The following is a 23,095-nucleotide window of genomic DNA, read 5'->3' as shown; positions in this document are numbered from 1 at the left end:
ATTTTTTAATTTCTTCTCAAAGGCAAAAAATCTCTTGCAAAGATAATAAAGATGCCGTTGTTTGTACATGCGATGATGTGAAAATAAATTAAATGGAGCCAGAGAGTGGCTCCATTTTTTCATTTAACAAAAGATGGATTCAAAATCCGGGAAAGTATCAGTCGTTCTTCAATTGGATGATTCCTAGATCAACCACCTCTCCAACCTTTACTTCAATATCGTTGATAACCGTATCCCTGTATGTGGAGGTTGTGTCTGCGAAGACAGTCAGATTCCACAGAGCCGGTTTTAGACCGGGGAACAGGAACAATCCGTTCTCTTCGGGAAGAGAAATCAACGTGTCCTCCCCGCTGATAATTTGCACATAACTGACACCTACCGTATCTTCCCGTGCCGGCAAAGCAATTCCTTTGATTGTACCACCAAATGCATCGGCATAAGTACGAATGACCGGCTTCAGCAGGTAGGTCCCATTGCCTCTTTTTATTACCGATCGTGAGGCATCAAAGTCAATAACGAAGCTGTAGGCCATGTCGGGCACCAGTGTTTCGTGCAGATTAAATTTCAGGCCGCTGGTTTGGGCTGACGGAGTTTTTAGATCATGTGCCATCCCATTAACCACCACGTTGCTTTGGTTGCCGAGGATTAGCCTGACCTGACTGATTTTCCCGGCCGGAATATCGCCATTAGCCAACAACACCGTCTCCCCATTTCTGAAATCCAACAGATTGTATATGCCAGGGTTCGGTATATCCAGATCCACCCAGGTCACCATGCTCGAATCAACATCGCCTTCGTCATCAACATAAAAAAAGTCGTTGGCAACTCCCACACGCACACCTCGAATATCGATATTCACTTCGTCGTATTCCAAAGCAGGTGCATCCGTCAGTTTAAACTGGATGGTTGCTTTTCCATCGGTGAGCTTTTCGTTCTCGCTTGTACACCTTACAACGCCCCATAACATCAGTAATGAGGCTACTGCCAGGAAACCATTTTTAAAAAAATTTGTTTTCATAAAGTCTTGCATTTAAAATAAAGTTTTGCTTAAAAGGAAAAATATTCAATTGAACATTTTTTCCCTCTTGAAACAAACACAAACCACCCGAATGTTCATTCTCTACGGTTAAAGATTCGAAAGAAGTGCTAAATGGGAAAAAGTAAAAAAGTAAAAATGAAGCATTCCATTATTTCAATCTGACATTAAACAGCTTAGCGGCGAACTCAGATATTTCTCTAAACAAAATGTCGTTTTTTTCGTTATACGTGTGATCAAACACAATTTATCTTTATAATGAAAGCAACTACCTTCTTTTTACTTATATCCATGAGCTGGATCTTTTTCAATTCTTGCAATCAGTCGGGTCGACAGCGTAGTGAAGCCAGCTCGTCAGATTCCGTCGCTGGCAGTGTGACTGCAAATTCCAAAGACAATCCGTCGGCGATGGACTTACACGAGAAGCTGATGATTTCTTTCAGCGAGGACTGGATGGAGAGGGAATCGGATCCCAACCTTTATCCCGACTATTATGGTGGTTCGTTTATCGACAATAACGGCACTTTTGTAATCACTGTCACCGGAAACAGGGAGCAGCACATCAAGCAGTTGATCGACATTCTCGGCACGGATAATTTCAATGTAGAAAGTGTAAAATATTCCTATAAACAGATGATGCAGGAGATGGATCGTATTGATGCATTTCTTATCGACACCACCATCCCGGAAAATCATCCCGTGATGACTCATTTTGCCGGAGCCTACCCCGATGTGATGGAAAACAGCGTAAAGGTAATCCTGACAGTAGTAAACAAAGAAATCACCGACGCCTTCCGAAACGATATTTCCAACTCCCCGTTAGTTGTTTTTGAACAGGGTGAACTGCCCGGATTGTTTTAAGAACAACCGCTCCACCGCTGCCTATTCATCTGTTTCCCGGCCCTGTTTATTGTATGCAGAGGCATGAGACCAGGTTCCGGTCGCCATATGCATTGTCTACCCGGGCTACATTGACCCAGAACTTGTTCTCCGCAACAAAAGGTAATGGAAAAGCAGCTTTGCTTCTGGGATAAGCATGATTCCATTCGTCTGCTGTCACTTCGTACTGAGGATGCGGTGCATTTACCAGTACGTTATCCTCGGCCGAGTACTCACCACGCGACACCTCAATGATCTCCTCGTGAATTTGATTCATCGTATCCACAAATCGATCCAACTCGGCAAGACTTTCACTCTCTGTGGGCTCTACCATCAGTGTGCCGTGGACGGGAAACGATAATGTGGGAGCGTGATAGCCATAATCGATCAGCCGCTTTGCGATATCCGTTTCGGTGATGCCAGACACTTCTTTCAGACCACGGCAGTCGAGAATCAACTCATGCCCTACCCGACCGTTGGCACCCCTGTAGACGATGCCGTAAGCGTCATTCAGTTTTTCGGCCAGATAGTTAGCACTTAGTATGGCTGCTGCTGTAGCTTCCTTCAAGCCTTCGGCCCCCATCATGCGAATATAGGCATAGGTAATCTCCAGTACGCCGGCGCTGCCATAAGCAGCTGCCGATACGGTATTCTTATCGGTTGGCAGCTGTACGGGATGTCCAGGCAGGAACGGGGCAAGATGCTCCGCCACACAGATAGGACCCACACCGGGTCCCCCTCCCCCATGGGGGATAGCAAAGGTTTTGTGCAGATTCAGGTGACACACATCGGCACCAATGGTTCCGGGATTGGTATATCCCACCTGTGCGTTCATGTTGGCTCCGTCCATGTATACCTGTCCGCCGGCCTCATGGATGAGTCGACACATTTCTCTGATCTCCGTTTCGAAGATACCGTGTGTGGAAGGATAGGTTATCATGTAAGCTGCCAGATCATCCCGATGTTGGGAAATCTTGTTGCGCAGGTCCTCCATGTCTACATTTCCTTTCATATCACTTGCAACCGTTACCGGGGTAAACCCTGCCTGAGCGGCGCTGGCAGGGTTAGTGCCGTGTGCCGATGCCGGGATAAGTACCACCTTGCGATGTCCTTCCCCCTTACTTTCGAGGTAGGCCCCAATGGTAATCAGTCCACTATACTCTCCGGCAGCTCCGGAGTTAGGCTGCAGGCTGGTAGCAGCAAAACCCGTAATCTCTGCAAGCATATTTTCCAGCTCATCGATCATCTGCCTGTAGCCTGAAGCCTGTTCTTCCGGAACAAAGGGATGCATGCGCTGGAAGCCGGGCAATCCCAGAGGTAGCAATTCGGATGCAGCATTCAGTTTCATCGTGCAAGAGCCGAGAGAAATCATGGAATGCGCCAGCGAGATATCTTTTCGTTCCAGCCGCTTGATGTAGCGCATCAGTTCGGTTTCCGTATGATAACTGTTAAACGAGGGGTGCGTCAGGAAGTCCGATTTTCGGAGCTGTGACTCTTTCAACGTTATTTTCAGGGGCAACTCATCAATCATAAACACCTTAGAGCTGCCGGCAGCCATGGCAAAAACAGCGAGTAGCTCATGCACCCGGTAATTGTTGGTAGTCTCATCAATACTGATGCCGACTTCACCGTTGTTGTAATAACGCAGGTTGATGGATCTCATCTCTGCATTTTCCCGGATGTCCTGCACGGAAATATTGTCGGGCAATTCAATTCTTAAGGTATCAAAGAAGCTTCTGTTCAACTGTTTAAAGCCCATCTCCCTCAATTCATCGCCCACATGAGAAGCAATTGAGTGGATGCGGCGGGCAATCTTTTTCAATCCTTCCGGTCCGTGATAAACCGCATAAAACGACGACATGGTTGCCAGCAGTGCCTGAGCCGTGCAAATGTTGGAAGTGGCTTTTTCCCGTTTAATATGCTGCTCGCGTGTTTGAAGTGCCATGCGATATGCTTCTTTGCCGTAAGCATCTTTTGAAATGCCTATGATGCGTCCTGGCATGGACCGCTTATACTCTTCCCTCGTAGCAAAGAAAGCAGCCGAGGGGCCACCGTAAAACATGGGAATGCCAAAGCGTTGACTGCTGCCAAAAGCAATATCGGCGCCCCATTCTCCGGGAGGCGTGAGCAGTACCAACGCCATTAAATCGGTTGCCACAGCCACCTTGCAACCTGCCTCGTGTGCTTTTTTCACCAATTCACGGTAATCATCCACATTTCCATCGCCATCAGGGTATTGCAGAATCATTCCAAAATAATGCTGATCGAAAGTCAAAGTTTTGCAATCGCCCGTAATCACTTCTATCCCTGCATAGTGCATGCGTGTTTTCAATACCGACAGTGTTTGCGGAAAGATTCGTTCATCCACAAACAAAGTCTTCTCGTTATTTTTTATCTGATCCCTGCTGCGTAGTCCATACATCATGGTAGCCGCTTCGGCGGCAGCGGTAGCTTCATCCAACAAAGAACTGTTGGCCAGAGGAAGTGCGGTCAGTTCACTCACCACAGTCTGAAAGTTTAACAGTGCTTCCAACCTCCCCTGCGATATCTCTGCCTGATAGGGTGTGTAAGAGGTGTACCAGACAGGATTTTCGAATACGTTGCGATATATGGCTGCCGGGGTGATGGTATCGTACCACCCCATTCCTATATAAGAGGTAAACAGCTGATTTTGAGAGGCAATATGCGCGATCTCTTCTGCATATTCATGTTCCGATAACGGTGCAGGTAGTGACAAAGGTTCCGATAAACGGATATCGGAAGGAATTGTCTGATCAATCAGCTCTTCCATCGAATTGACTCCGAGTGATTCGAGCATCATTTTTTTTTCGGCTTCGGAGAGACCGACATGACGATTTTTAAACTGTTCCATTTTCAACATAATGAACGATATGATTGTAACCTTTTGTTAATCTCTTTGTTTCGGAGGTGAATCCCTGCCTGGTCATTATCCTTCTCCCACAAAAGGGTTGTGTTCTTCCTCATACCCGATAGTGGTTGCCGGGCCATGGCCTGCATATACCCTGGTTTCTTCCGGTAGCGAGAAGAGCTTCGTCTGAATTCCCTTTACCAGCAAATCATAGTCCCCTCCGGCGAGGTCTGTACGTCCTATCCCGGAGTGAAAAAGTGCATCACCGCTGAACAAGACACCTTCGGCCTTATGATAAAACACCACGCTTCCGGGCGAATGTCCTGGCAGATGAATCACCTCGAGGATCTGGGTACCAAAATGAATCCGATCACCCTCATGGAGATACCTTCCTATATCGGGTTTGAAATCGGTATTCACGTTTGGAAGTCCGAACAACTTTAGCTGCGCAGGAATATTTTCAAGAAGAAATTCATCTGCCTGATGGCAGGACAATGTAATTCCAAACTGCGATGCCAGCATGTTGACACCAAAAAGGTGATCAAAATGCAAGTGGGTGTTGATAACGTGCTTCACCACAAAATCGTGATCAAGGATATAGTTGAGCAATAATTCCCTTTCATCGGCATAAAAACAGGCTGCATCAATCACAACGCACTCTTTGGATGCGTCGGAGAGAACATAAGTATTTACGCCCAAAGGATTGAATTCAAATATTTTAATCTTCATCAAATGGCGTTAAGTTGCGTTATAGAAAGAACAAAAATAGCACTTTCTTTTGGATTAATCCGGATTAGGCCGAAGATAAAATGATCAACTCAGAGAGACGTATACTAATTTCTTTGTCTGGAAGAAGGGTTCAGCGAAGTATTTGGAAAGGGAGATCTCATCGGCCATTCTTTTAAAAGGCTGAATCTCGGCTGTAAGATCTCCTCCCTTCAGGCAGATGATACCGTTTGGAAGGGCGTTTATCTGTTCCGTGGTTATATTTTTGCGTGTGACTCTGACCAGTTCCGGCAACACCATGACTGCCCGGCTCACGATAAAATGGTACTTATTCTTTTCGTTCTCCACACGTGCGTGCTTCACCTCCACGTTTGACAGTCCGATTTCTTTTGCGATAGCTTCTGCAACCTTGATTTTTTTCCCGATACTATCAAGCAGCAAGAAGTGAATCTCAGGAAAAAATATAGCAAGCGGTATCCCGGGAAATCCACCACCTGTACCCACATCCATAATACGGGTACCTGGTACAAAAGAGATATACCGTGCAATGGCCAGCGAATGCAATACATGGTGCAGGGTAAGGTTGCCGATATCTTTTCGGGAAATCACATTGATTTTGGCATTCCAATCGGCATACAAGCCAGGCAGTGCATCAAACTGTTGCTTTTGCAGTGCTGTGAGGTTGGGAAAATAAGTTTCGATATCGTTCACTGTAATTCGGCCAGTTTATGTACTATGGTATTTTCTTTCAAGAGGGATCGGATGGCTCCATAGGGGATAAAAACCTGTGGGGCATCAAGTTGATATGCCGAGTACTCCCCCTTGTTAAAGGTATAAATGATTCCCTTTTCGTTTAACAGGAAATTTTTGTTGGGGACAATCTCCTGAATCCCGAAGAAACCAAGGTCTTCAAGTTCAGAAACTGTTTTCACATTATTCTGGTCCAGCAGGGAAGTGACAATGAGACTTTGCAAAGCAGAATCGTAACCGGCATTGAATAGGTCGCTTTCGGTCACCCTATTGCCGGTATTTAAATTGATCACATAGTTACGGTATGAATTGTAGGAGGTAGCCCCCCCCTTGTTGTTTGACTGCTTCACCTGAAAGGCAATGATTCCGTATTGATTGTAAACGACAGAGTCGGACAGGTTCTCGTAATAAGAGTAGAAAACATCTTTCATAGCATGTTCACTGTCCGATAAATCAATGCCGGGAATCAGCTCGTTAAGCTCCATCATGTCCTTAGCACTTTCCCTGTAGGTCGCAGCATCGGCACTATAGTTCTCTTTAAAACTGTTCACATAACCATCTACCGCCTGAGCGGGTGTCAACGTATCGTAGGGTGTTCCGAACATATGTTTCACGAAGAACCGCTGAAGTGTGTCGACGTTGATTTTGGAACTGCTTGCCGGATAAATAAATTCCACACGTATGTCACAGAAAGGTTTCGATGTATCTCCTTCAAGATGGTACCTTTCGCTCACCCTGACTGTATCAAAATCAACGTTGTTTTCTGCGCGAAACATGCTGCGTCCTTTGCTGTTACATGCGACGATCAGCAAAACTAAAGCAGGTAGTAAGTAAGCATTTTTTTTCTTTATTCCCCTCATATACGAAACAAATAAACCACAAAATTACGCATTTTATCGGGACATCTGCGCATTTGTGATAAAATTCCACAAAAAGAGGGTACATTCTTGTTGCATCCCTCTCTTTTGAAATTTTGCATCAGTATTCTGCAAAGAACAGATGCAATACGTATTATAAGAATCTGCTCAATAAGCTTTTCCGTCGGTATCCAGTTCATCCAGCCCCAGCTTCTTTTTTTCCAGAGCGCCCCAGGCATATACGATATAAGCAATTACGACCGGTACAAAGAGCGACACCACCGTCATGGCAGAAAGAGTAAATTCACTGGACGAGGAGTTTTGGAGCGTTAGCGAACTCTGCAGGTCGGCAGACGACGGATAGTAAGCCGTATTGTTATAGCCGGCCACCAGAAGTAGCATGGTTACGGTAACGACTGTTCCGGCGCCGGTAAGCCAAATACCTTTTTTGAACCGCTGATTGAAGACCGTCAGAAAGATCCCACACAAAACAGCCAAAACACCCAAAATGAACAACGCCATCACCCACGGCATATCGAGAAAATTCTGCAGGTATTTCATCTCTTCGAGTGAAACGATTTTTGTAACAGGATCCACGGCATATCCCTTTCCCAGAAGCGTCCAAATCAGAAAAACAAGGAAAAACAGCACAAAAGGCAACCCATTGTACAACACAAACTTACGTGACCTTTTTTCCAGCACTTCATGATTGAGTCGGTTCACAAAAAAGAGACTGGCCAGTGTTCGGGCCAGAAACAAAATAGCGATCCCCATGCAGAGGTTGCGGAGGTTACCAAGTAACTCCAGTCCGTGCAGCGGGTTTTGCCATTGGCTGATTACAATGCCCGACGTGCCCAGACCGGCAATATTTCCTTTGCCCACGGTAAACTCGGAGCCGGTGAAGAAAGTAGCTACCAGCACACCCAGCAGAAAAGTACCCAATACCCCGTTCACAAAGAGAAAGGCACGGTACACATTGGGACCAAATATATTTCCGGGCTTCGACTGAAACTCATACGAAACTGCCTGCAGCACAAAGCAGAAAAGCAGGATCATCCAGGCCCAGTAAGCACCGCCGAAGCTGGTAGAATAAAATAAGGGAAACGAGGCAAAAAAGGCGCCGCCAAACGTCACCAAAGTTGTAAATGTATATTCCCATTTACGCCCCAGCGCATTGATCAGCAGTTTCTTTTCATCTTCCTTTCTTGAGAGAGATCCGAGCATCGACTGCCCCCCCTGCACAAAAAGCAGGAACACCAGAAGCCCCCCAAGGAATGACATAATAAACCACCAGTATTTTTGTAAAAAATCGTATGTTATCATTGCGTTGTTTATTTAGTAAGTTCCATATTTTCAATTTTCAACTTTTTCATATTCAGCAACTTCGGGTCCTTTTTTAATTTGTTTCACCATGATGGTCACTTCGGCTACAAGCAACCCCGTAAAAAGAACAGCAAACAAGATAAAGGTAGTCATCACATTTTCCCCCGAAACAGCTGATACAGCAGCATTTACCGGCAATATATCCTGAATGGTCCACGGCTGGCGCCCCACCTCGGCAACCACCCACCCAAGCTGACCCGCAATGTACGACAAAGGGATGCTCCACAATGCCACATACTGGAGCCACCGGGTCCTGCTCATATTTTTCCTGTACAGATAGTAGAATATCACAAGAAACAGTAGAATATAAAAGAATCCGATCATCACCATCAGATGGAAGCTGTAAAAGGTGAGCGGAATATTTGGAATCAGTTCCTCCCCTGTTTCGAGGTAACCGTATCCGAAATGGGCATAGTTTTCTCTTAAGATGATTTCGTGGTTGGCAGCATCGGCGTCGCGGCCTTCCTCTCTGGCGACCTGGTAATCGGCCAAAGCCTGAATGGCTTTCTTGCCACGCACCTTGCGTTCTTCAAACGACAGCGCTGTGGTACCGTCGGCCAGGGGGTATCCCCCATCCACAATATCTTTTACCCCAGGTACAAAAGCATTGATGTTTCGATACCCCAGCAGGGAGAGGAGCTTGGGTATTTCCAGTTTGAATATATAAGGATCCACTTCATCATTATAAGCAGTCTTGGCAGGATTCAGCATGCCTACTGCCACCAGTCCGGCACCTTCTTTACCTTCGTACAATCCTTCCATGGCTGCAAGCTTCATTGGTTGCTTTTGCGCCACATGATAGGCTGATCCATCGCCGGTTATGGCAAGCATCACAAAAGCGACCAGCCCCACGAGCGAGCCAATTCTGAGACTTTGAATAGCAAAGTCGGTGTGTCTCTTTTTCAGAAGGTACCAGCTCGCCACGCCAGCAACAAAGGAGCCACCGACAGCCCAGCAGGAGAAGGTGGTATGCAAAAACTTGTTATAAGCTACGGGAGACAGAGCCACTGCCCAAAAGTCAACCATTTCGTTCCGCACTGTTTCCGGGTTGAACTCCATTCCTACGGGGTACTGCATCCAGGCATTGGCTACCAGTATCCAGAAAGCCGATAGGGAGGATCCCACAAAAACAAGCCAGGTTGATAAAAGGTGAGTTTTGCGGCTCACCCTGTTCCAGCCGAAAAACATGATTGATATGAAGGTGGCTTCCAGAAAAAAGGCGATGATCCCTTCAATGGCAAGGGGAGCACCAAATATATCTCCCACAAACCAACTGTAATTCGACCAGTTTGTGCCGAACTGAAACTCCAGAATAATGCCCGTAGCCACACCTATGGCAAAGTTAATTCCAAAAATCTTTTGCCAAAACTTGCTTGTATGCTTCCATTTCTCGTCTCCTGTTTTCACATAGATGCTCTCCATGATTGCCATGATGAGCGCCAGTCCAATGGTGAGGGGAACAAATAGCCAGTGATAGCTGGCAGTGAGCGCAAACTGTGCCCTTGACCAATTTACTGCAGATGCACTTAATAGATCCATATATTCTTCAGATTAAACTTGTTTAATATTGCAGGTTGTTGTTATTCCGCTCCCGAGGCCTTTTCCAATAGTTCGGTGCGTACATGTTTTGCTTTATCTGCATCGTTATCGTAGGTAGTATCCAGGACATTGGGAAAAAAGAAAGGCCTCAAGATGAAGTACATGATAATCAGTTTCACGATTGCCACAATCCACAGTGTTTTGCTTAAGCGGTTCATATTTGTGAAACCGTCCCAGAACATTTTAAACCAGTTAAACTTTACCACGGGTCTCATGATTTCTATTTCCATTGCTGCTGTGATTTAATAGATCCCGCGGTCAGGCCTCTCCAATCCCCCCAATAGGAGGCAGGAAACCCGGCTCTGCCTGCAGGCGGATGGCTCCGTTTTGTTGTTCAAACTTGTCGATATTATCTTTCAATGCCACAAACAACCGTTTGGTGTGTTCGGGTGTGAGAATAATCCTTGATTTGACTTTTGCCTTGGGGACACCCGGCACAATCCGGATGAAATCGATGACAAACTCGGAGGTTGAATGTGAAATGACAGCCAGATTGGAATATATTCCCTGAGCAATCTCATCGCTCAATTCTATCTGGATCTGGTTATCCTGATTGTTTTTTTCCATTGTAAACTATGAATTATGGTTATTTATAAATATTATAAATAAGGATAAGCAAAGAAAATTAAATTTTCATTATCAGCAAAAGAAAACAAGACATTCTTGAAATATTTCTTTAAATTTTGCCTCCATTTATTTATTCCGATCAATTTCTCCATTCTTTGTAAGGAAGATTCAGCGAATCGGCAACCCCCTTGAATACCACATCTCCTTCTACGATATTCAAACCCTGTTTCAGATCGGGATGGCTCATGCAGGCTTTTTGCCATCCATTTTCAGCCAGGGTAATCACATAAGGCATGGTCGCGTTTGTGAGGGCACGGGTAGAGGTCACAGGAACAGCTCCAGGAATGTTCGCCACACAGTAATGAATAATTCCGTCCACCACATAGGTAGGATTCACATGGGTTGTGGGATGTGTGGTTTCGAAGCATCCCCCCTGATCTACAGAAACATCGATAATCACTGTACCGGGTGTCATCTCTTTCAGCATCTCACGGGTTACAAGGTGAGGGGCTTTCATGCCTACCTGCAAGGTGGCTCCGATAACAAGGTCGGCAGTTTTCGCCAATTCTGAAATTGCCATTTTGGTAGAATAAACAGTCTCCACGTTGGCAGGCATTATTTCCGAAAGGTAACGAAGCCGGTTTAAATTAATGTCGAGAATCTTTACTTTCGCGCCCAGCCCGGAAGCCATCATCGCCGCGTTGAATCCCACCACACCTGCACCGATAATGACTACATCGGCAGGCTTCACACCCGGAACACCTCCCAACAGCACTCCCTTTCCACCCTGTGGCCTCTCAAGGTATTTAGCTCCCTGCTGCACAGAGAGGCGTCCCGCCACTTCACTCATGGGAGTAAGCAGAGGCAACCCCCCGTTGCTGTCCATCACAGTCTCATATGCAATGCACACAGCCCCGCTTCGAACCATCGCTTCCGTCAATATTTGGTCGGAAGCGAAGTGAAAGAAAGTGAATAGAATTTGTTTTTTTCTGATCAGGGAAAACTCACTTTCCTGCGGTTCCTTTACTTTCACGATCATATCGGCACGCGCATATATTTCCTCAATCGTGTTGAGTATTTCGGCTCCCGCTTTCACGTACCGTTCGTCCGGCAGATTGCTTTCCAGGCCGGCATTCTTTTGCACACATACGATGTGTCCTCTGCGGGTAAGTTCATACACTCCCGCGGGAGTCATTGCAACCCTGCCCTCCTGTACTTTAATCTCTTTGGGTATTCCAATGGTCATCATGATACGTTTTAGATATTATAAAAAGAACTGCAATGTTTCTAAAACAAAAATAGCACAAAAAAAATATAAAATTATGTTTCCTGTTGAAAAATTCCAGAATCAACGTCGGTTATTTTATCAAAAAAGCAAAGAAGATGACCAATCAATCAAATCTGATAAACTCTACCACTTGTGATAAAGTCGAAACATTTTTTGTAGTTTACAGATAAAATCGTATTTTTGTATGGTATTTAGATTATCTGAAAATAAAACAATTTGCACAATGGTAAGTTATAAAGATTTGGGTTTAGTAAACTCTAAAGAGTTGTTCAAAAAAGCAATAGACGGCGGCTATGCCATCCCCGCTTTTAATTTCAACAACATGGAACAAATGCAGGCCATTATTTCCGCCTGTGTGGAAACGAAATCGCCTGTGATCCTCCAGGTATCCAGCGGTGCACGTAAATATGCCAATCAGACTTTATTGCGCTACATGGCCCAGGGAGCCGTTCAATATGCCAAAGAACTGGGTTATGAAATCCCCATCGTGCTTCACCTCGACCACGGTGACAGCTTCGAACTTTGCAAAGACTGTATCGAAAGTGGTTTCTCATCTGTAATGATCGACGGCTCGCATCTTCCTTACGAAGAAAACGTCGCCTTGACAAAGAAAGTGGTTGATTACGCTCATCAATACGATGTGACTGTGGAAGGAGAGCTGGGCGTACTGGCTGGTATTGAAGACGATGTTCAGGCAGAACACCACACCTATACTGAACCCGATGAAGTAGTCGACTTTGTGTCGCGCACCGGTGTCGACTCACTGGCCATCTCTATCGGCACTTCACACGGTGCATTCAAGTTCACCCCGGATCAGTGCACCCGCAACGAAGATGGTGTGCTGGTACCTCCCCCCCTTCGTTTCGATATTCTCGAAGAGATTGAGAAACGTATTCCCGGATTCCCCATCGTGCTTCACGGCTCGTCTTCTGTGCCCCAACAATATGTGGAAACCATTAACAAGTATGGCGGTAAACTGAACGACTCCATCGGCATTCCGGAAGAGGAGCTGCGCAAAGCTGCCAAATCGGCCGTATGCAAGATAAACATCGACTCTGACGGTCGTCTGGCTATGACAGCAGCTGTACGCGAAGTGTTCGCCAAGAATCCGGCCGAGTTTGATCCCCGTAAATACCTGGGGCCTGCTCGCGAGGAGCTGAAAAAGCTGTACATGCACAAGACAGAAAAAGTACTGGGTAGCGCTGGAAAAGCATAAAACAGACACTATCCTGAATATATAAAAAAGGATTGGCCGAAGTGGCGCAATCCTTTTTTTGTGGTTTTTTCGTAAGATCACCGCACGTTCATCTCTGCAATCATCTTATTGAAAGACGTTTCTTTCAGCAAATCATCCAGCGAAAGGTGCATTCTATAACGCCAGTAGTGTGCAGGGTTAGCCGGTACGTTTATTCGTTCAGCATCAGCATTTGGGTTACGCAGCTTTTCGTCGGCCGACATCCAGTCCTGCCAGGGCAATATTACCCACATTGCCGTTGATTGCAAATGACTTGTAAGGATCTCCCTGCAGAGTGCTGCGCTGCATTCTTCGGGAGCTTCGCCTTCATGGTGCAGAATTTCGTTATAATAACGTTGTGTCACCTCTCTGTTTTCGGTCCACCATGCTCGAATAGGCGACATGTCGTGAGTAGATGTTGTGCATACCGAAAGATAAGGCAGCGCATGCAGATCAGTGAACAACGTCTTTGAATCTTTGGGCATGCGTTGAATCTCCAGACTCAGCATCTGCAGTTCACTCATTACCGAGGGTACACAATCGGGCACCATCCCGAGATCTTCACCACATGCCATCATCGTGGTTGAAGAAAGCAGTATGGGAAGTTTCCGCATTGCCTGCTCGCGCCAGAAGTAGTTGTGTTTATGATAAAAGAAATCATCGTATAGCCGATTGAAAGCATCTTTCACAGGGTCATCCAGGTATCGGTACGAATGGGTATATTGCGCTGTGATACGCGGATGAAACCTGTTTTGATCATGCTGGTCCCGTATAAAAAGTACCTCTGTGCAAAGCGAAAGGAGTCCGTCGTGGACGCATCTGCTTTTTTCGTCCATCGGATCGGTAAACAACTGGCTTATTTTCTGTTGCGTATCGCAAAATGATTTCAACCTGAACGTCTGCCATCCCGACACATCCAGATACCTGTCTTTCACCTCGTCTGCATAGTCACCGAAGATTTCAGGCAGAAAATGTTCATGAATGAACGGTTCTACCATTCGTTCCTCGTCGAACGGGATGCCGGCACGGTTTATCTCTTCCGCCCAGTATGGCAATGCGGGACTAAAATACCCGAGTAAACCCTGTACAGCCTGGAGCGGTATCTCCCATATACGGAAAAAGCCCAGGATATGATCGATTCTGTATGCATCAAAGTAGTCGGACATTTTGCGAAAGCGGCTAATCCACCATGCATACCCATCTTCGGCCATCGCATGCCAGTTATACGTGGGGAAACCCCAATTCTGGCCCAGGTAAGAAAAGTCATCGGGAGGAGCGCCACTCTGGGTATCCATATTGAAAAGAGAAGGAGCCGTCCATGCGTCGATGCTGTTCCGGCTGATGCCAATTGGAATATCGCCTTTCAGGGTAACACCCTTTTCCCGGGCATACTTCTTTACGCCTGAAAACTGTTCGTGAAGCAGGTATTGTACAAAATGCCAGTAATAAATCTCTTTTTCTGCCTCCGGGTAAATTTTGGTCATCCGCAACAATCGATGTTCGTCGTAACTGCTGAACTCGCCCCAATCCCTGAAGTTGGCAGTGTCATTTCTGTCGCGCAGGTAACAATAACAGGCATACGGGAAAAGCCAGTGGCTATTTTTCTCATAGAAAGCCAAATATTCGGCAGACGACAAGACTCTCTCGCCACACTCCAGAAACAGATCTCGACAGTAATCCGCCTTCAATTTCAACACTTTCTCATAATCTACCTCCGGCAGGCTGTTCAATCGTGCTGCCTCCCGGATATAGATTTTCATCTTCTTCCTGTCTTTCAGTGGGTGCGACCTGCACCCCAAGTAGATTGGATGAAGTGCATAAATGGAGATGGCGCTGTAGGGATATGAGTCACGCCAGGTCCTGGAGGCGGTGGTATCGTTCACAGGAAGCAATTGAATCAGCTGCTGTCTTGTAAGGGATGCCCAGTCGATCATCTTATAAAGATCGGTGAATTCACCAATTCCAAAACTCTCGTTTGTCTTCAACGAAAAAACAGGAACGGAGGTACCTGTTCCTTTATAGCTAAAGTGGTCATAACGGTATTGCAAAGCCATTTCCACAAAGACAGTACCATTTTCATAAGCCTTTTCCGCAAGAAGAATCCGATTACCACCGTCTTCCCAATGCCTAATTTCTCCGGTGGCTTTATCCATGATTATAAACTTGTACTCGCAGGAAGAAGGCATTTTTTTTGCATCCAGCACAATCTGCCACTCACCGTCATCCAGATAAGACAGCGGTTTCGCCAGTACCGGATTCCAATTTCCTAAAGCCTCACAGTTACCGCTCAAACAAACCATCTGATCTTTCTGCACATAGGGGCAAATTAAATTCAACACCACCGAATGGGCATAATATCTTAAAGAGAGGGGCATCTTCGCATGACGGAAGATGCTCCCGGCAAAAACAGACGAATAGAGATATGCGTGATAGGGTTTATTTTTCCAAAGATCCTGAATGAGGAATTTTTTTTCCCCCTTGATGATATGCAACTTTCGGTTAGCACCCCACTCACGGCGAACGACAGATGCACCTTGTCGGATGAAATAATAGTAATGAATAACTTTTGTTTCCGGCACATGTACATCTGCGAACCAATTATCGCCCTCGTTGGAAAGGACGATTGCATTTGACTCATCGAACTGTCCCAATTCCGGAACAGATCCACAGAGACAAACCTGTTGTCCCCAAGTGGTATGGTAGTTGAGTTGAAATATTAGAAGAGCCATTCAGATACTTTCGTTTAGATCATTATACACGATATACGTTTTTCAATGATGTTGTGTATTAAATTGATAGATCACGGGCAAATCTACAATAATTTACAAACGAAAGGAACAGAAAACGGTTTCTTTTCAGCAGAATGCCGTGCAATCGATTGCGGCAGAAATGCTCTCACAGAGCTGTCAAACCTGTTTCTTTTACAGGAAGATAAGAATCAGCAATTGTGCAGTGATGACCCTGAGAAACATAGTCAGCGGATATACGGTGGCATAGCTCACGGCGGGTATATCATTCCCGGCAGTTGCGTTGGCATATGACAACGCCGGCGGATCGGTCATGCTTCCCGCAATCAGCCCCATCAGCGTGAAATAGTTCAGCTTACATACTTTTCGTCCGATGGTGCCAATGATCAAAAGAGGGACAACGGTGATGATCACGCCATAGCCAATCCATGTGTATCCGCCATTGACAACAGTTTCCACAAAGTTTCCACCGGCTCCCAGCCCTACGCAGGCCAGGAAGATGGCAATACCTATCTCACGCAGCATCAGGTTGGCGCTCATGGTGGTGTAGGTCACCAGCTTATATTTAGGTCCGAATTTGCTGAGTAGAATGGCCACGATCAGCGGTCCACCGGCAAGTCCCAGTTTCACCGGTTGCGGGATACCCGGAATCATGAAAGGGATGCTTCCCACGATGACTCCCACGGCAATTCCAATGAAGATAGAGATGAGATTCGGTTCTCTCAGACGCTTGAGCGAGTTGCCCAGAAACTTCTCCACATTAAGGATAGACTCTTCAGACCCCACCACAGTCACCCGGTCGCCCAACTGAAGCTGCAGTCTTGAATCGGCAATCAGGTCCACTCCGGCACGGTTTACACGGGTGATATTTACTCCGAAAAGATTTCTCAGCCGCAGGTTTCCGATAGAACGTCCATTGATGGCCGACTTCGTAATGGAGATTCTGCGCGAAACAAGCTGCGAATCCAGTTTGTTCCAATCCTCTCTGTTCATATCAATACGGTGGCCTATAAAAGCTTCAATTGCATCAATATTTTTCAGGTTGGAAACGACCAGAATTTTATCGCCCTCATTCAATACCGTATTTGTCTGTGGTACTACCAACGCCTGAGTCCGTTCCTGCAACAACCGGGAAATAACAAATTCTTTTTGTATGAGATGTTTAATATCCCGTATATCTTTACCAAAGATGGAAGGGTTTTCCACCTGTAACGAAAACATGTGTGCTTCGGTTAGTTTGGACTCATTTTTGTCGTCCAGCTCACTGTTCTCCTTGGCGAAGTTAATTTTAAAAATAAACCGAAACAACACAATGGACAAGATTATGCCGACCACTCCCAGAGGATAGGCCACGGCGTAGGCAGTGGCAATGGTGGGGTCAGTTGCTCCCGTCACATCAGTGTAAGTCTGCTGGGCAGCTCCCAGTCCCGGAGTGTTGGTGACTGCACCGGAAAGAATCCCGACCATGGTGGCAATGGGTATTCCGGTGATGGTATGAATAACATAGGTTGTAACCACCCCCAGGAGCACCACGCCTGTAGCCAGCAGATTAAGGGTAACCCCCCCCTGCTTAAACGAAGAGAAGAAGCTGGGTCCCACCTGCATACCGATTGAAAAAATAAACAGGATCAGACCAAATTCTTTTAGGAAATGCAACACATTTACGTCAATTTCCAAGCCAAGATGCCCCAAAAAAATCCCAAAAAACAGAATCCATGTTGTCCCGAGCGAGATGCCAAAAATTTTTATTTTTCCCAGCAAAAGCCCTACAGAGATCACCAACGCAAGCACCAGAATTGAATGCGCAATTCCAGACCCGGTAATTAATTCCACTAACCAATTCATTTTTTCAATAACCTAAATGTGTGTATTAAGTTGCCGCAAAGATAGCGCTAATTCGTCGAATTAAAAAAACTTTCAAAAGGTCAAAAAAATCATCGCTTCTCAACAATATTCATTACCAAAGGAAAGAATCAAGAAATTTCATGTACTTTTGCAGCGTAAAAAAATGAGTCCGGATGAAGATGAAGAAGCTACATGTAATCACGCCAGTCAAAAATTCTGTTAAAACAACACTCCGTACAATAGAAAGTGTTTGCACTTCGCGCATGGCAACAGAATTACGATATACGGTATACGATGACTTCAGTGATGAGGAAACGATAGAGGCACTTTTAGAGGCAAAGGAAAGATTTAATTTCGAACTGGTCCATCTGAGTAGTCTTACACAACACCCTTCACCAAACTACTTACTGGTACTGCAGCTTGCCCAGCAGAAGGCACTGGCGGACGACGCCCATCTGGTCATCGTTGAATCAGACGTGGTTATTCAACCCGACACGTTGCAAACAATGCAGGAAAGAGCACACCTGTTACCCAATACGGCTATGTTGGGCGCAGTTACTACTGACGAGACAGAAAACTTCAATTATCCCTATCTCTATGCCAAAAACTACGCATTTGGCAGCATTAAATCGCCCAAAAGAATCAGTTTCTGTTGTACACTGTTAAGCAACGATTTACTTTCTAAATTTGACTTTCAGCTTCTCAACAAGGGAAAAACATGGTTCGATGTTTTCATCTCTCACAAAGCGCTGGAGTTAGGAATGTCTAATTACGTACTCACCGATACACCAGTACTGCATTACCCACATAGCAGCCGTCCCTGGAAAAATCTCAAGAAAACCAATCCACTCCTTTATTACTGGCAAAAACTGGTATTGAGAAGGGATAAAATCTAGTTCTTTCTCATTTCATAAAGGTCACCGCCACCCATTGATCCATTTCCGTAAAACGGAGATAGGTCCATCCCTCCTCTTCTCCTTTGGTACGTATAGCCGGGATATCCTCCCGGTAAAAACCACTCATAATGATCTGGCCACCTCTGTTCAGCACCTTATCATAGAGAGGGATGTCGCGTAAGAGAATGTTTCTGTTTATATTAGCTAAGATCACATCAAAAGTAGAATCACCCAGCAGCTCGGCTCCTCCGAGCAGCACCCGGATATTGTCAACGCCATTTAACTGCACGTTCTCGTGTGCATTATTACAGGCCCATTCATCAATATCGATTGCGGTGACCGATGTTGCTCTTCTCATGGAAGCAAGTATGGCCAGCACAGCTGTTCCGCACCCCATGTCAAGTACGGTTTTGTACTGCATATCCAGGGACAGGATCTCCTTCAGGATCAATCCGGTTGTCTGGTGATGCCCCGTACCAAATGCCATTTTGGGATCGATCATGATGTCGTATCTGTATTTTTTTTCCGGCTGATGGAAAGAACTGTGAATACAACACTCATCGCCAATCACGATCGGTTGAAAATAGTGGCGTTCCCACTCTTCGTTCCAGTTTTTATCTTCCAGCTCGTGGTGCAACCAGCTTATATCGGCCTTCACGGGTAAATAGGCAAGGAGTTCCGATACTTTTTGTTTGGAAAAAAGAGACGCCGGGACATAGGCATCCAATCCGCCAGGAACTTGCACGAATGTCTCAAATCCAACATCAGCCAACGTGGCAGCCAGTACATCCTTCACTATTTCCGAATCCGGATCGCAAGTAAACTGCACATGTATATATTTCATTCTATAGGTTTTTCAAATTTCGTCTCGTTATACCCGATACAAAAGTAGGCAACTTTCCGGGAATCGAATAAAAAAACACTTCCCAAAAAAACAATAGCTACCCGAAAAAAAGTAAAAATCCCTTTCTTCGGCCCATAAATTGTTTATAAATGTTACAAAAAATGGCTATTTTATAGAATATAAGCCCCGCATTGGTTTTTTTGTCCTACTTTTATCCGTCAAAAATAATCACCGTTTTCACGCTGTGGCATCACTGTTGATGTCGACTTCTGATTATTCGGCGTCATGAAAACATACAGTCAAAAAAATGATATGAGAATATTACTATCCATTACGCTATTTATCATCTCCTTCATATTTCCGGAATATGGATATGGGCAGGAACCCGAAGTAAAGAAACTGATTCAGGAAGGTGTAACATTACACGATCAGGGAGAATACATGCAGGCCATCGATAAATATAATGCAGCATTGAAACTCCAGCCAAACTGTGCACAAGCTACCTACGAAATAGCGCTGTCTTACCTTGCATTGAAAGATTTTCAAAAAGCTTTGGAGTTCAGTACCGCAGTGATCAACACTAACGACAAGCAACTTTCTCCGGGCGCCTACGCCGTAAAAAGTGAAGCTTTGGTGGAAATGGGACAGGTGGATGATGCCCTGGCCCTTTTGCAGGAGGGATTGATCAGGTATGGAGATGAGTATCTGCTTCACTTCAACATGGCCGTAAATTACTATAACAAGGGCGATGTGGATAACACGCTCAAACATATTAAAAAGGCTATCGATCTCGACAAATCGCACAGCGGCGCTTTTTTGTTGTATGCCTACGCGCTGAACGACAAAGGGCTTTGGGTACAAAGTATCCTCTCTATGCAAATGTTTCTTTTGCTGGAGCCCGACAGCAAGAGATCGAAAAATGCGTTTGAAGAGATGCTGCAGACAATGCGCATAAAAAAAACGGGCAAGCCGGTGGAACGCTCTTTCATTCAGCAGCAGATGCTGCGTAATGAGGCGGGTACATTGCTGCATCCGGAAGAGATCCCCCCTTTGTCGACGGCAGATGGACTTAATCGTATTCTTGTCTATCAGGCCATCACCTCCACCCTCGACTCGTTGCAGTCCACACCCGCTGAAGAGGATGAATTTATGCAATTCAAGCTTGTGAACCGGGCAATCATGAAGGTGCTCCAGAAAGAGAGTCTCAGCACTTCCAGACATGGTATTTTCTGGACCTTTTATGTTCCGTTTTTTTCGCACATCGAACTATCCAACTATTACGACACTTTCTGCCGTTACATCAGTGTATCTTACTATCCCGAATCTTTGGAGTGGTGGCAGCAGAACACCGAAGCAGCGGAGAATTTCGTGCTTTGGTTTGAAAATGGCGACAATATCTGATACACAAATTAAATAAATTAGGTACATTTGCGTTGCAGTCCGAACATAAGGAAATGATTGACGAGGAAAAACTACTGGAAGAGTTGCACGATCCGCTTACAAGCCGTAAAGGGTTTGGCCGTCTGGTATCTGAATACAGCGAGAGGTTGTACTGGCAGATACGAAAGATGGTGCTTTCTCACGACGATGCTAACGATATACTTCAGGATGTTTTTATCAAAGCGTGGACCAACCTCGAAAATTTCAGGGGAGAAGCCAAACTCACCACTTGGCTTTATCGGATTGCCATAAACGAAAGCATCACCTTCCTGAATAAAAAACGAAGCCAGAATAACATTTCCATCGACGATGACGACGCGTTTCTACTCAACATCATTGAGAGCGACGAATATTTTGATGGCGACGAAGCACAAAAAATGTTACAAAAAGCCATCCTTACTCTTCCCGACAAGCAACGCCTTGTTTTTCAAATGAAATACTTTGAAGAAATGAAATACGAAGAGATGTCAGACATTCTCGGTACGTCTGTGGGAGCGCTCAAAGCATCCTATCATCATGCCGTTAAGAAAATCGAAAAGATTTTGGGTGAACCCAATTAAACCTTTTAGATATCTCCGAGTCTACTCATCAGTACAGCGCAATAGAGAAAGGTATGAAAACAAATATTCACAAATTACAAGAAATAGATAAGACAAAAAACCCCTTTAAAGTACCTGAAAATTATTTCGCGCAACTCAATGAAGAGATAATGAGCAGGCTGCCCGAAAAGGAGTACGTTGAACCTCGTACTGTGTCGCTGTGGGATAAGGTAAAACCATGGGTTTATCTGGCTGCTATGTTTGTGGGAATTTATATTACCATTAATTTTCTGACCCGGAATAGTGACGGGGGGCAAATTACAACGGAACAGTCCACAACTGTTAAGCCGGCCAGTATACCGCAGGCTGCTGATAATTATTGGTCTACCGTACATGTTACCGAGGAAGAGTTTTATCAGTTTCTCGAAGAACAAATAGTAGACGATGGCTACTATGATTACATGTATAATCAGTATTATTTGAACTAAAATCGTAACAGACCTCTTTAATAAGATTTTGTCATGAGAAAAGGTATTATTTTGCTGCTGTCTATGTGCATGCTTCCCCTATTCTTCTCTTCCTTATCGGCTCAAAACAGAAAGATGGACATGGCTGATTACGAAAAAAGGAAGATGGAATTTATCCGGAAAGAAGCAGGGCTCACGCAAGCCGAAGCTGTAAAATATTTCCCGTTGAACAGCGAGCTCACACAAAAGAAATTTGAACTCCATAAACTCCATAGGGATAAAGTACAACGGATTAAGGACAACAGCAACATTTCCGACGAAGAATACAGAAGAATGCTCGACGATGATGTTGAGATTAAGATCAGGGAAGCCGCACTCGACAAAGAATATGCCACCAAATTCGAAAAAGTTCTCAGCCCGGAAAAACTTTACCGGGCACAACAAGCTGAAAAAAACTTCATTCAGAAGGAAGTAACCAACTTCCGAAGTGAACAGGGAAACAGAGGCAGCGGAAACAGCCGAAGAAGGTAATGTTCTTTAAACCTCTTCAGGCAAACATGCGGCAATCGGCGCTCATTATAGCCTTCCGCATTCTTTAATTTTGGAAAATAATAATTCTCTTTGGCCTAATCGTATAAAATAATTGTCTATAAATGTCTGGCAGACAAGTTATAGACAATTAAGCAGTTTTAAAGTATTGATAATAAAAGCGTTACAAATATTTGTGGAGTTGGAGGGATTCGAACCCTCGTCCAAACGAGGAAGCAATTTGCTTTCTACATGCTTAGCTTCATTTTATTTGTCGGGAAAGAGCGCGACTGAAGCCACCAAACTCAATCCTTATCTTCTTAGTTTCGGAAAGGAGCCGAAGCCTCTCCCATCCTATCTCCGATTTATCTGCACCACCTGATCGGAACGCTTCGAAGCCAGAGCTTCCGGGTGATGTCTTGTCCCGCCACATGTGACGGGATTAAGCTTTAATCTACTGTACTTCGATTAAGCAGCAAGAGCGTAATTGTTATTGCCAGTTAATTGTTTTGTCGTTTGAGATTAAAGTGCAAACCGACAACGCACTGCATGCTTACAAACCTCTTCTACCCGCTGTCAAAACCGGTCAACCCCATATTGT

General features: G+C 45.2%; 20 protein-coding genes and 1 other RNA gene. 7 read left to right on the top strand and 14 right to left on the bottom strand.

Annotated features, from left to right (window positions below):
- Positions 1 to 157 precede the first annotated feature (157 nt).
- Entirely contained in the window at positions 158 to 1,018 is an 861-nt protein-coding gene (locus tag B3Z75_RS14175; protein WP_294073104.1) for a DUF4382 domain-containing protein, read from the bottom strand.
- A 276-nt stretch (positions 1,019 to 1,294) separates the two neighbouring features.
- Here B3Z75_RS14175 and B3Z75_RS14170 point away from each other — a divergent pair, with 276 nt between their 5' ends.
- Positions 1,295 to 1,897, top strand: coding sequence for a hypothetical protein (locus tag B3Z75_RS14170; protein WP_294073102.1), 603 nt, complete (start codon positions 1,295 to 1,297; stop codon positions 1,895 to 1,897).
- A 46-nt stretch (positions 1,898 to 1,943) separates the two neighbouring features.
- Here the strand turns inward: B3Z75_RS14170 and gcvP are convergent, their stop codons facing one another.
- From gcvP to ald, 9 genes are all read right to left on the bottom strand, one after another.
- The gene (gene gcvP / locus B3Z75_RS14165; protein WP_414702909.1) at positions 1,944 to 4,793 is read right to left on the bottom strand and encodes an aminomethyl-transferring glycine dehydrogenase; all 2,850 of its coding nucleotides are present in this window, start codon (positions 4,791 to 4,793) and stop codon (positions 1,944 to 1,946) included.
- A 69-nt stretch (positions 4,794 to 4,862) separates the two neighbouring features.
- Positions 4,863 to 5,513, bottom strand: coding sequence for an MBL fold metallo-hydrolase (locus tag B3Z75_RS14160; RefSeq protein ID WP_294073096.1), 651 nt, complete (start codon positions 5,511 to 5,513; stop codon positions 4,863 to 4,865).
- 84 nt (positions 5,514 to 5,597) lie between these two features.
- Positions 5,598 to 6,221 carry a 16S rRNA (guanine(527)-N(7))-methyltransferase RsmG gene (gene rsmG / locus B3Z75_RS14155; protein WP_294073093.1) on the bottom strand — a complete coding sequence of 208 codons (624 nt, stop codon included), beginning with the start codon at positions 6,219 to 6,221 and terminating at the stop codon, positions 5,598 to 5,600.
- Entirely contained in the window at positions 6,218 to 7,036 is an 819-nt protein-coding gene (locus tag B3Z75_RS14150; protein ID WP_294073090.1) for an RsiV family protein, read from the bottom strand. The genes rsmG and B3Z75_RS14150 overlap by 4 nt, the downstream gene beginning before the upstream one ends.
- Positions 7,037 to 7,285: 249 nt before the next feature.
- A complete protein-coding gene (locus B3Z75_RS14145; protein ID WP_294073087.1) occupies positions 7,286 to 8,440 on the bottom strand; it encodes a cytochrome d ubiquinol oxidase subunit II in 1,155 nt (384 codons plus the stop codon).
- A 30-nt stretch (positions 8,441 to 8,470) separates the two neighbouring features.
- A complete protein-coding gene (locus B3Z75_RS14140; RefSeq protein ID WP_294073084.1) occupies positions 8,471 to 10,039 on the bottom strand; it encodes a cytochrome ubiquinol oxidase subunit I in 1,569 nt (522 codons plus the stop codon).
- A 41-nt stretch (positions 10,040 to 10,080) separates the two neighbouring features.
- A complete protein-coding gene (locus B3Z75_RS14135) occupies positions 10,081 to 10,329 on the bottom strand; it encodes a DUF4492 domain-containing protein (protein ID WP_294073081.1) in 249 nt (82 codons plus the stop codon).
- A 28-nt stretch (positions 10,330 to 10,357) separates the two neighbouring features.
- On the bottom strand, positions 10,358 to 10,666 hold the full coding sequence (locus tag B3Z75_RS14130; RefSeq protein WP_294073078.1) for a DUF3467 domain-containing protein: 309 nt from the start codon (positions 10,664 to 10,666) through the stop codon (positions 10,358 to 10,360).
- Between the two features lie 139 nt (positions 10,667 to 10,805).
- Positions 10,806 to 11,912: an alanine dehydrogenase gene (ald, locus tag B3Z75_RS14125; protein WP_294073116.1), complete on the bottom strand. Its 1,107-nt coding sequence runs from the start codon at positions 11,910 to 11,912 to the stop codon at positions 10,806 to 10,808.
- 265 nt (positions 11,913 to 12,177) lie between these two features.
- Between ald and B3Z75_RS14120 the strand changes: the two genes are divergently transcribed.
- Positions 12,178 to 13,170 carry a class II fructose-bisphosphate aldolase gene (locus B3Z75_RS14120; protein ID WP_294073075.1) on the top strand — a complete coding sequence of 331 codons (993 nt, stop codon included), beginning with the start codon at positions 12,178 to 12,180 and terminating at the stop codon, positions 13,168 to 13,170.
- 77 nt (positions 13,171 to 13,247) lie between these two features.
- Here the strand turns inward: B3Z75_RS14120 and B3Z75_RS14115 are convergent, their stop codons facing one another.
- Both B3Z75_RS14115 and B3Z75_RS14110 read right to left on the bottom strand, forming a co-directional pair.
- Positions 13,248 to 15,917, bottom strand: coding sequence for a 4-alpha-glucanotransferase (locus tag B3Z75_RS14115; RefSeq protein ID WP_294073073.1), 2,670 nt, complete (start codon positions 15,915 to 15,917; stop codon positions 13,248 to 13,250).
- A gap of 192 nt (positions 15,918 to 16,109) precedes the next feature.
- Positions 16,110 to 17,780 (bottom strand): putative transporter, encoded by a 1,671-nt coding sequence (locus B3Z75_RS14110; protein ID WP_294073070.1) that lies wholly within the window; start codon positions 17,778 to 17,780, stop codon positions 16,110 to 16,112.
- 179 nt (positions 17,781 to 17,959) lie between these two features.
- Between B3Z75_RS14110 and B3Z75_RS14105 the strand changes: the two genes are divergently transcribed.
- Positions 17,960 to 18,676: a glycosyltransferase family A protein gene (locus tag B3Z75_RS14105; RefSeq protein ID WP_294073067.1), complete on the top strand. Its 717-nt coding sequence runs from the start codon at positions 17,960 to 17,962 to the stop codon at positions 18,674 to 18,676.
- 7 nt (positions 18,677 to 18,683) lie between these two features.
- Here the strand turns inward: B3Z75_RS14105 and prmA are convergent, their stop codons facing one another.
- Positions 18,684 to 19,520: a 50S ribosomal protein L11 methyltransferase gene (gene prmA, locus B3Z75_RS14100; protein WP_294073064.1), complete on the bottom strand. Its 837-nt coding sequence runs from the start codon at positions 19,518 to 19,520 to the stop codon at positions 18,684 to 18,686.
- Between the two features lie 312 nt (positions 19,521 to 19,832).
- On the opposite strand from prmA, the gene B3Z75_RS14095 reads away from it, so the two are divergent.
- The 4 genes from B3Z75_RS14095 to B3Z75_RS14080 are packed head-to-tail and all read left to right on the top strand — an operon-like array spanning position 19,833 to position 22,497.
- The gene (locus B3Z75_RS14095) at positions 19,833 to 20,921 is read left to right on the top strand and encodes a tetratricopeptide repeat protein (protein ID WP_294073061.1); all 1,089 of its coding nucleotides are present in this window, start codon (positions 19,833 to 19,835) and stop codon (positions 20,919 to 20,921) included.
- A 53-nt stretch (positions 20,922 to 20,974) separates the two neighbouring features.
- Positions 20,975 to 21,520 (top strand): RNA polymerase sigma factor, encoded by a 546-nt coding sequence (locus B3Z75_RS14090; RefSeq protein WP_294073113.1) that lies wholly within the window; start codon positions 20,975 to 20,977, stop codon positions 21,518 to 21,520.
- A 53-nt stretch (positions 21,521 to 21,573) separates the two neighbouring features.
- Positions 21,574 to 21,987, top strand: a complete 414-nt coding sequence (locus B3Z75_RS14085; RefSeq protein WP_294073058.1) for a hypothetical protein — start codon at positions 21,574 to 21,576, stop codon at positions 21,985 to 21,987.
- 33 nt (positions 21,988 to 22,020) lie between these two features.
- Complete coding sequence (locus B3Z75_RS14080) at positions 22,021 to 22,497, top strand: hypothetical protein (RefSeq protein ID WP_294073055.1); 477 nt, start codon at positions 22,021 to 22,023, stop codon at positions 22,495 to 22,497.
- Between the two features lie 191 nt (positions 22,498 to 22,688).
- On the opposite strand, the gene ssrA is transcribed toward B3Z75_RS14080, so the two are convergent.
- Positions 22,689 to 23,088, bottom strand: a transfer-messenger RNA (tmRNA) gene (gene ssrA, locus B3Z75_RS14075).
- Positions 23,089 to 23,095: the final 7 nt, after the last annotated feature.

It is taken from the genome of Proteiniphilum sp. UBA1028, assembly GCF_002316955.1.
Lineage (GTDB): Bacteria > Bacteroidota > Bacteroidia > Bacteroidales > Dysgonomonadaceae > Proteiniphilum.
This window is presented reverse-complemented; position numbering and strand designations above follow the sequence as displayed.

Excerpts from the sequence above, each read along its gene's own strand:
- B3Z75_RS14175 (WP_294073104.1), bottom strand. The coding sequence starts at position 1,018 with ATGAAAACAAATTTTTTTAAAAATGGTTTCCTGGCAGTAGCCTCATTA.
- B3Z75_RS14170 (WP_294073102.1), top strand. The coding sequence starts at position 1,295 with ATGAAAGCAACTACCTTCTTTTTACTTATATCCATGAGCTGGATCTTT.
- B3Z75_RS14160 (WP_294073096.1), bottom strand. The coding sequence starts at position 5,513 with ATGAAGATTAAAATATTTGAATTCAATCCTTTGGGCGTAAATACTTAT.
- B3Z75_RS14150 (WP_294073090.1), bottom strand. The coding sequence starts at position 7,036 with ATGTTTCGCGCAGAAAACAACGTTGATTTTGATACAGTCAGGGTGAGC.
- B3Z75_RS14145 (WP_294073087.1), bottom strand. The coding sequence starts at position 8,440 with ATGATAACATACGATTTTTTACAAAAATACTGGTGGTTTATTATGTCA.
- B3Z75_RS14140 (WP_294073084.1), bottom strand. The coding sequence starts at position 10,039 with ATGGATCTATTAAGTGCATCTGCAGTAAATTGGTCAAGGGCACAGTTT.
- B3Z75_RS14135 (WP_294073081.1), bottom strand. The coding sequence starts at position 10,329 with ATGGAAATAGAAATCATGAGACCCGTGGTAAAGTTTAACTGGTTTAAA.
- B3Z75_RS14130 (WP_294073078.1), bottom strand. The coding sequence starts at position 10,666 with ATGGAAAAAAACAATCAGGATAACCAGATCCAGATAGAATTGAGCGAT.
- ald (WP_294073116.1), bottom strand. The coding sequence starts at position 11,912 with ATGACCATTGGAATACCCAAAGAGATTAAAGTACAGGAGGGCAGGGTT.
- B3Z75_RS14120 (WP_294073075.1), top strand. The coding sequence starts at position 12,178 with ATGGTAAGTTATAAAGATTTGGGTTTAGTAAACTCTAAAGAGTTGTTC.
- B3Z75_RS14115 (WP_294073073.1), bottom strand. The coding sequence starts at position 15,917 with ATGGCTCTTCTAATATTTCAACTCAACTACCATACCACTTGGGGACAA.
- B3Z75_RS14110 (WP_294073070.1), bottom strand. The coding sequence starts at position 17,780 with ATGAATTGGTTAGTGGAATTAATTACCGGGTCTGGAATTGCGCATTCA.
- B3Z75_RS14105 (WP_294073067.1), top strand. The coding sequence starts at position 17,960 with ATGAAGAAGCTACATGTAATCACGCCAGTCAAAAATTCTGTTAAAACA.
- prmA (WP_294073064.1), bottom strand. The coding sequence starts at position 19,520 with ATGAAATATATACATGTGCAGTTTACTTGCGATCCGGATTCGGAAATA.
- B3Z75_RS14095 (WP_294073061.1), top strand. The coding sequence starts at position 19,833 with ATGAGAATATTACTATCCATTACGCTATTTATCATCTCCTTCATATTT.
- B3Z75_RS14090 (WP_294073113.1), top strand. The coding sequence starts at position 20,975 with ATGATTGACGAGGAAAAACTACTGGAAGAGTTGCACGATCCGCTTACA.
- B3Z75_RS14085 (WP_294073058.1), top strand. The coding sequence starts at position 21,574 with ATGAAAACAAATATTCACAAATTACAAGAAATAGATAAGACAAAAAAC.
- B3Z75_RS14080 (WP_294073055.1), top strand. The coding sequence starts at position 22,021 with ATGAGAAAAGGTATTATTTTGCTGCTGTCTATGTGCATGCTTCCCCTA.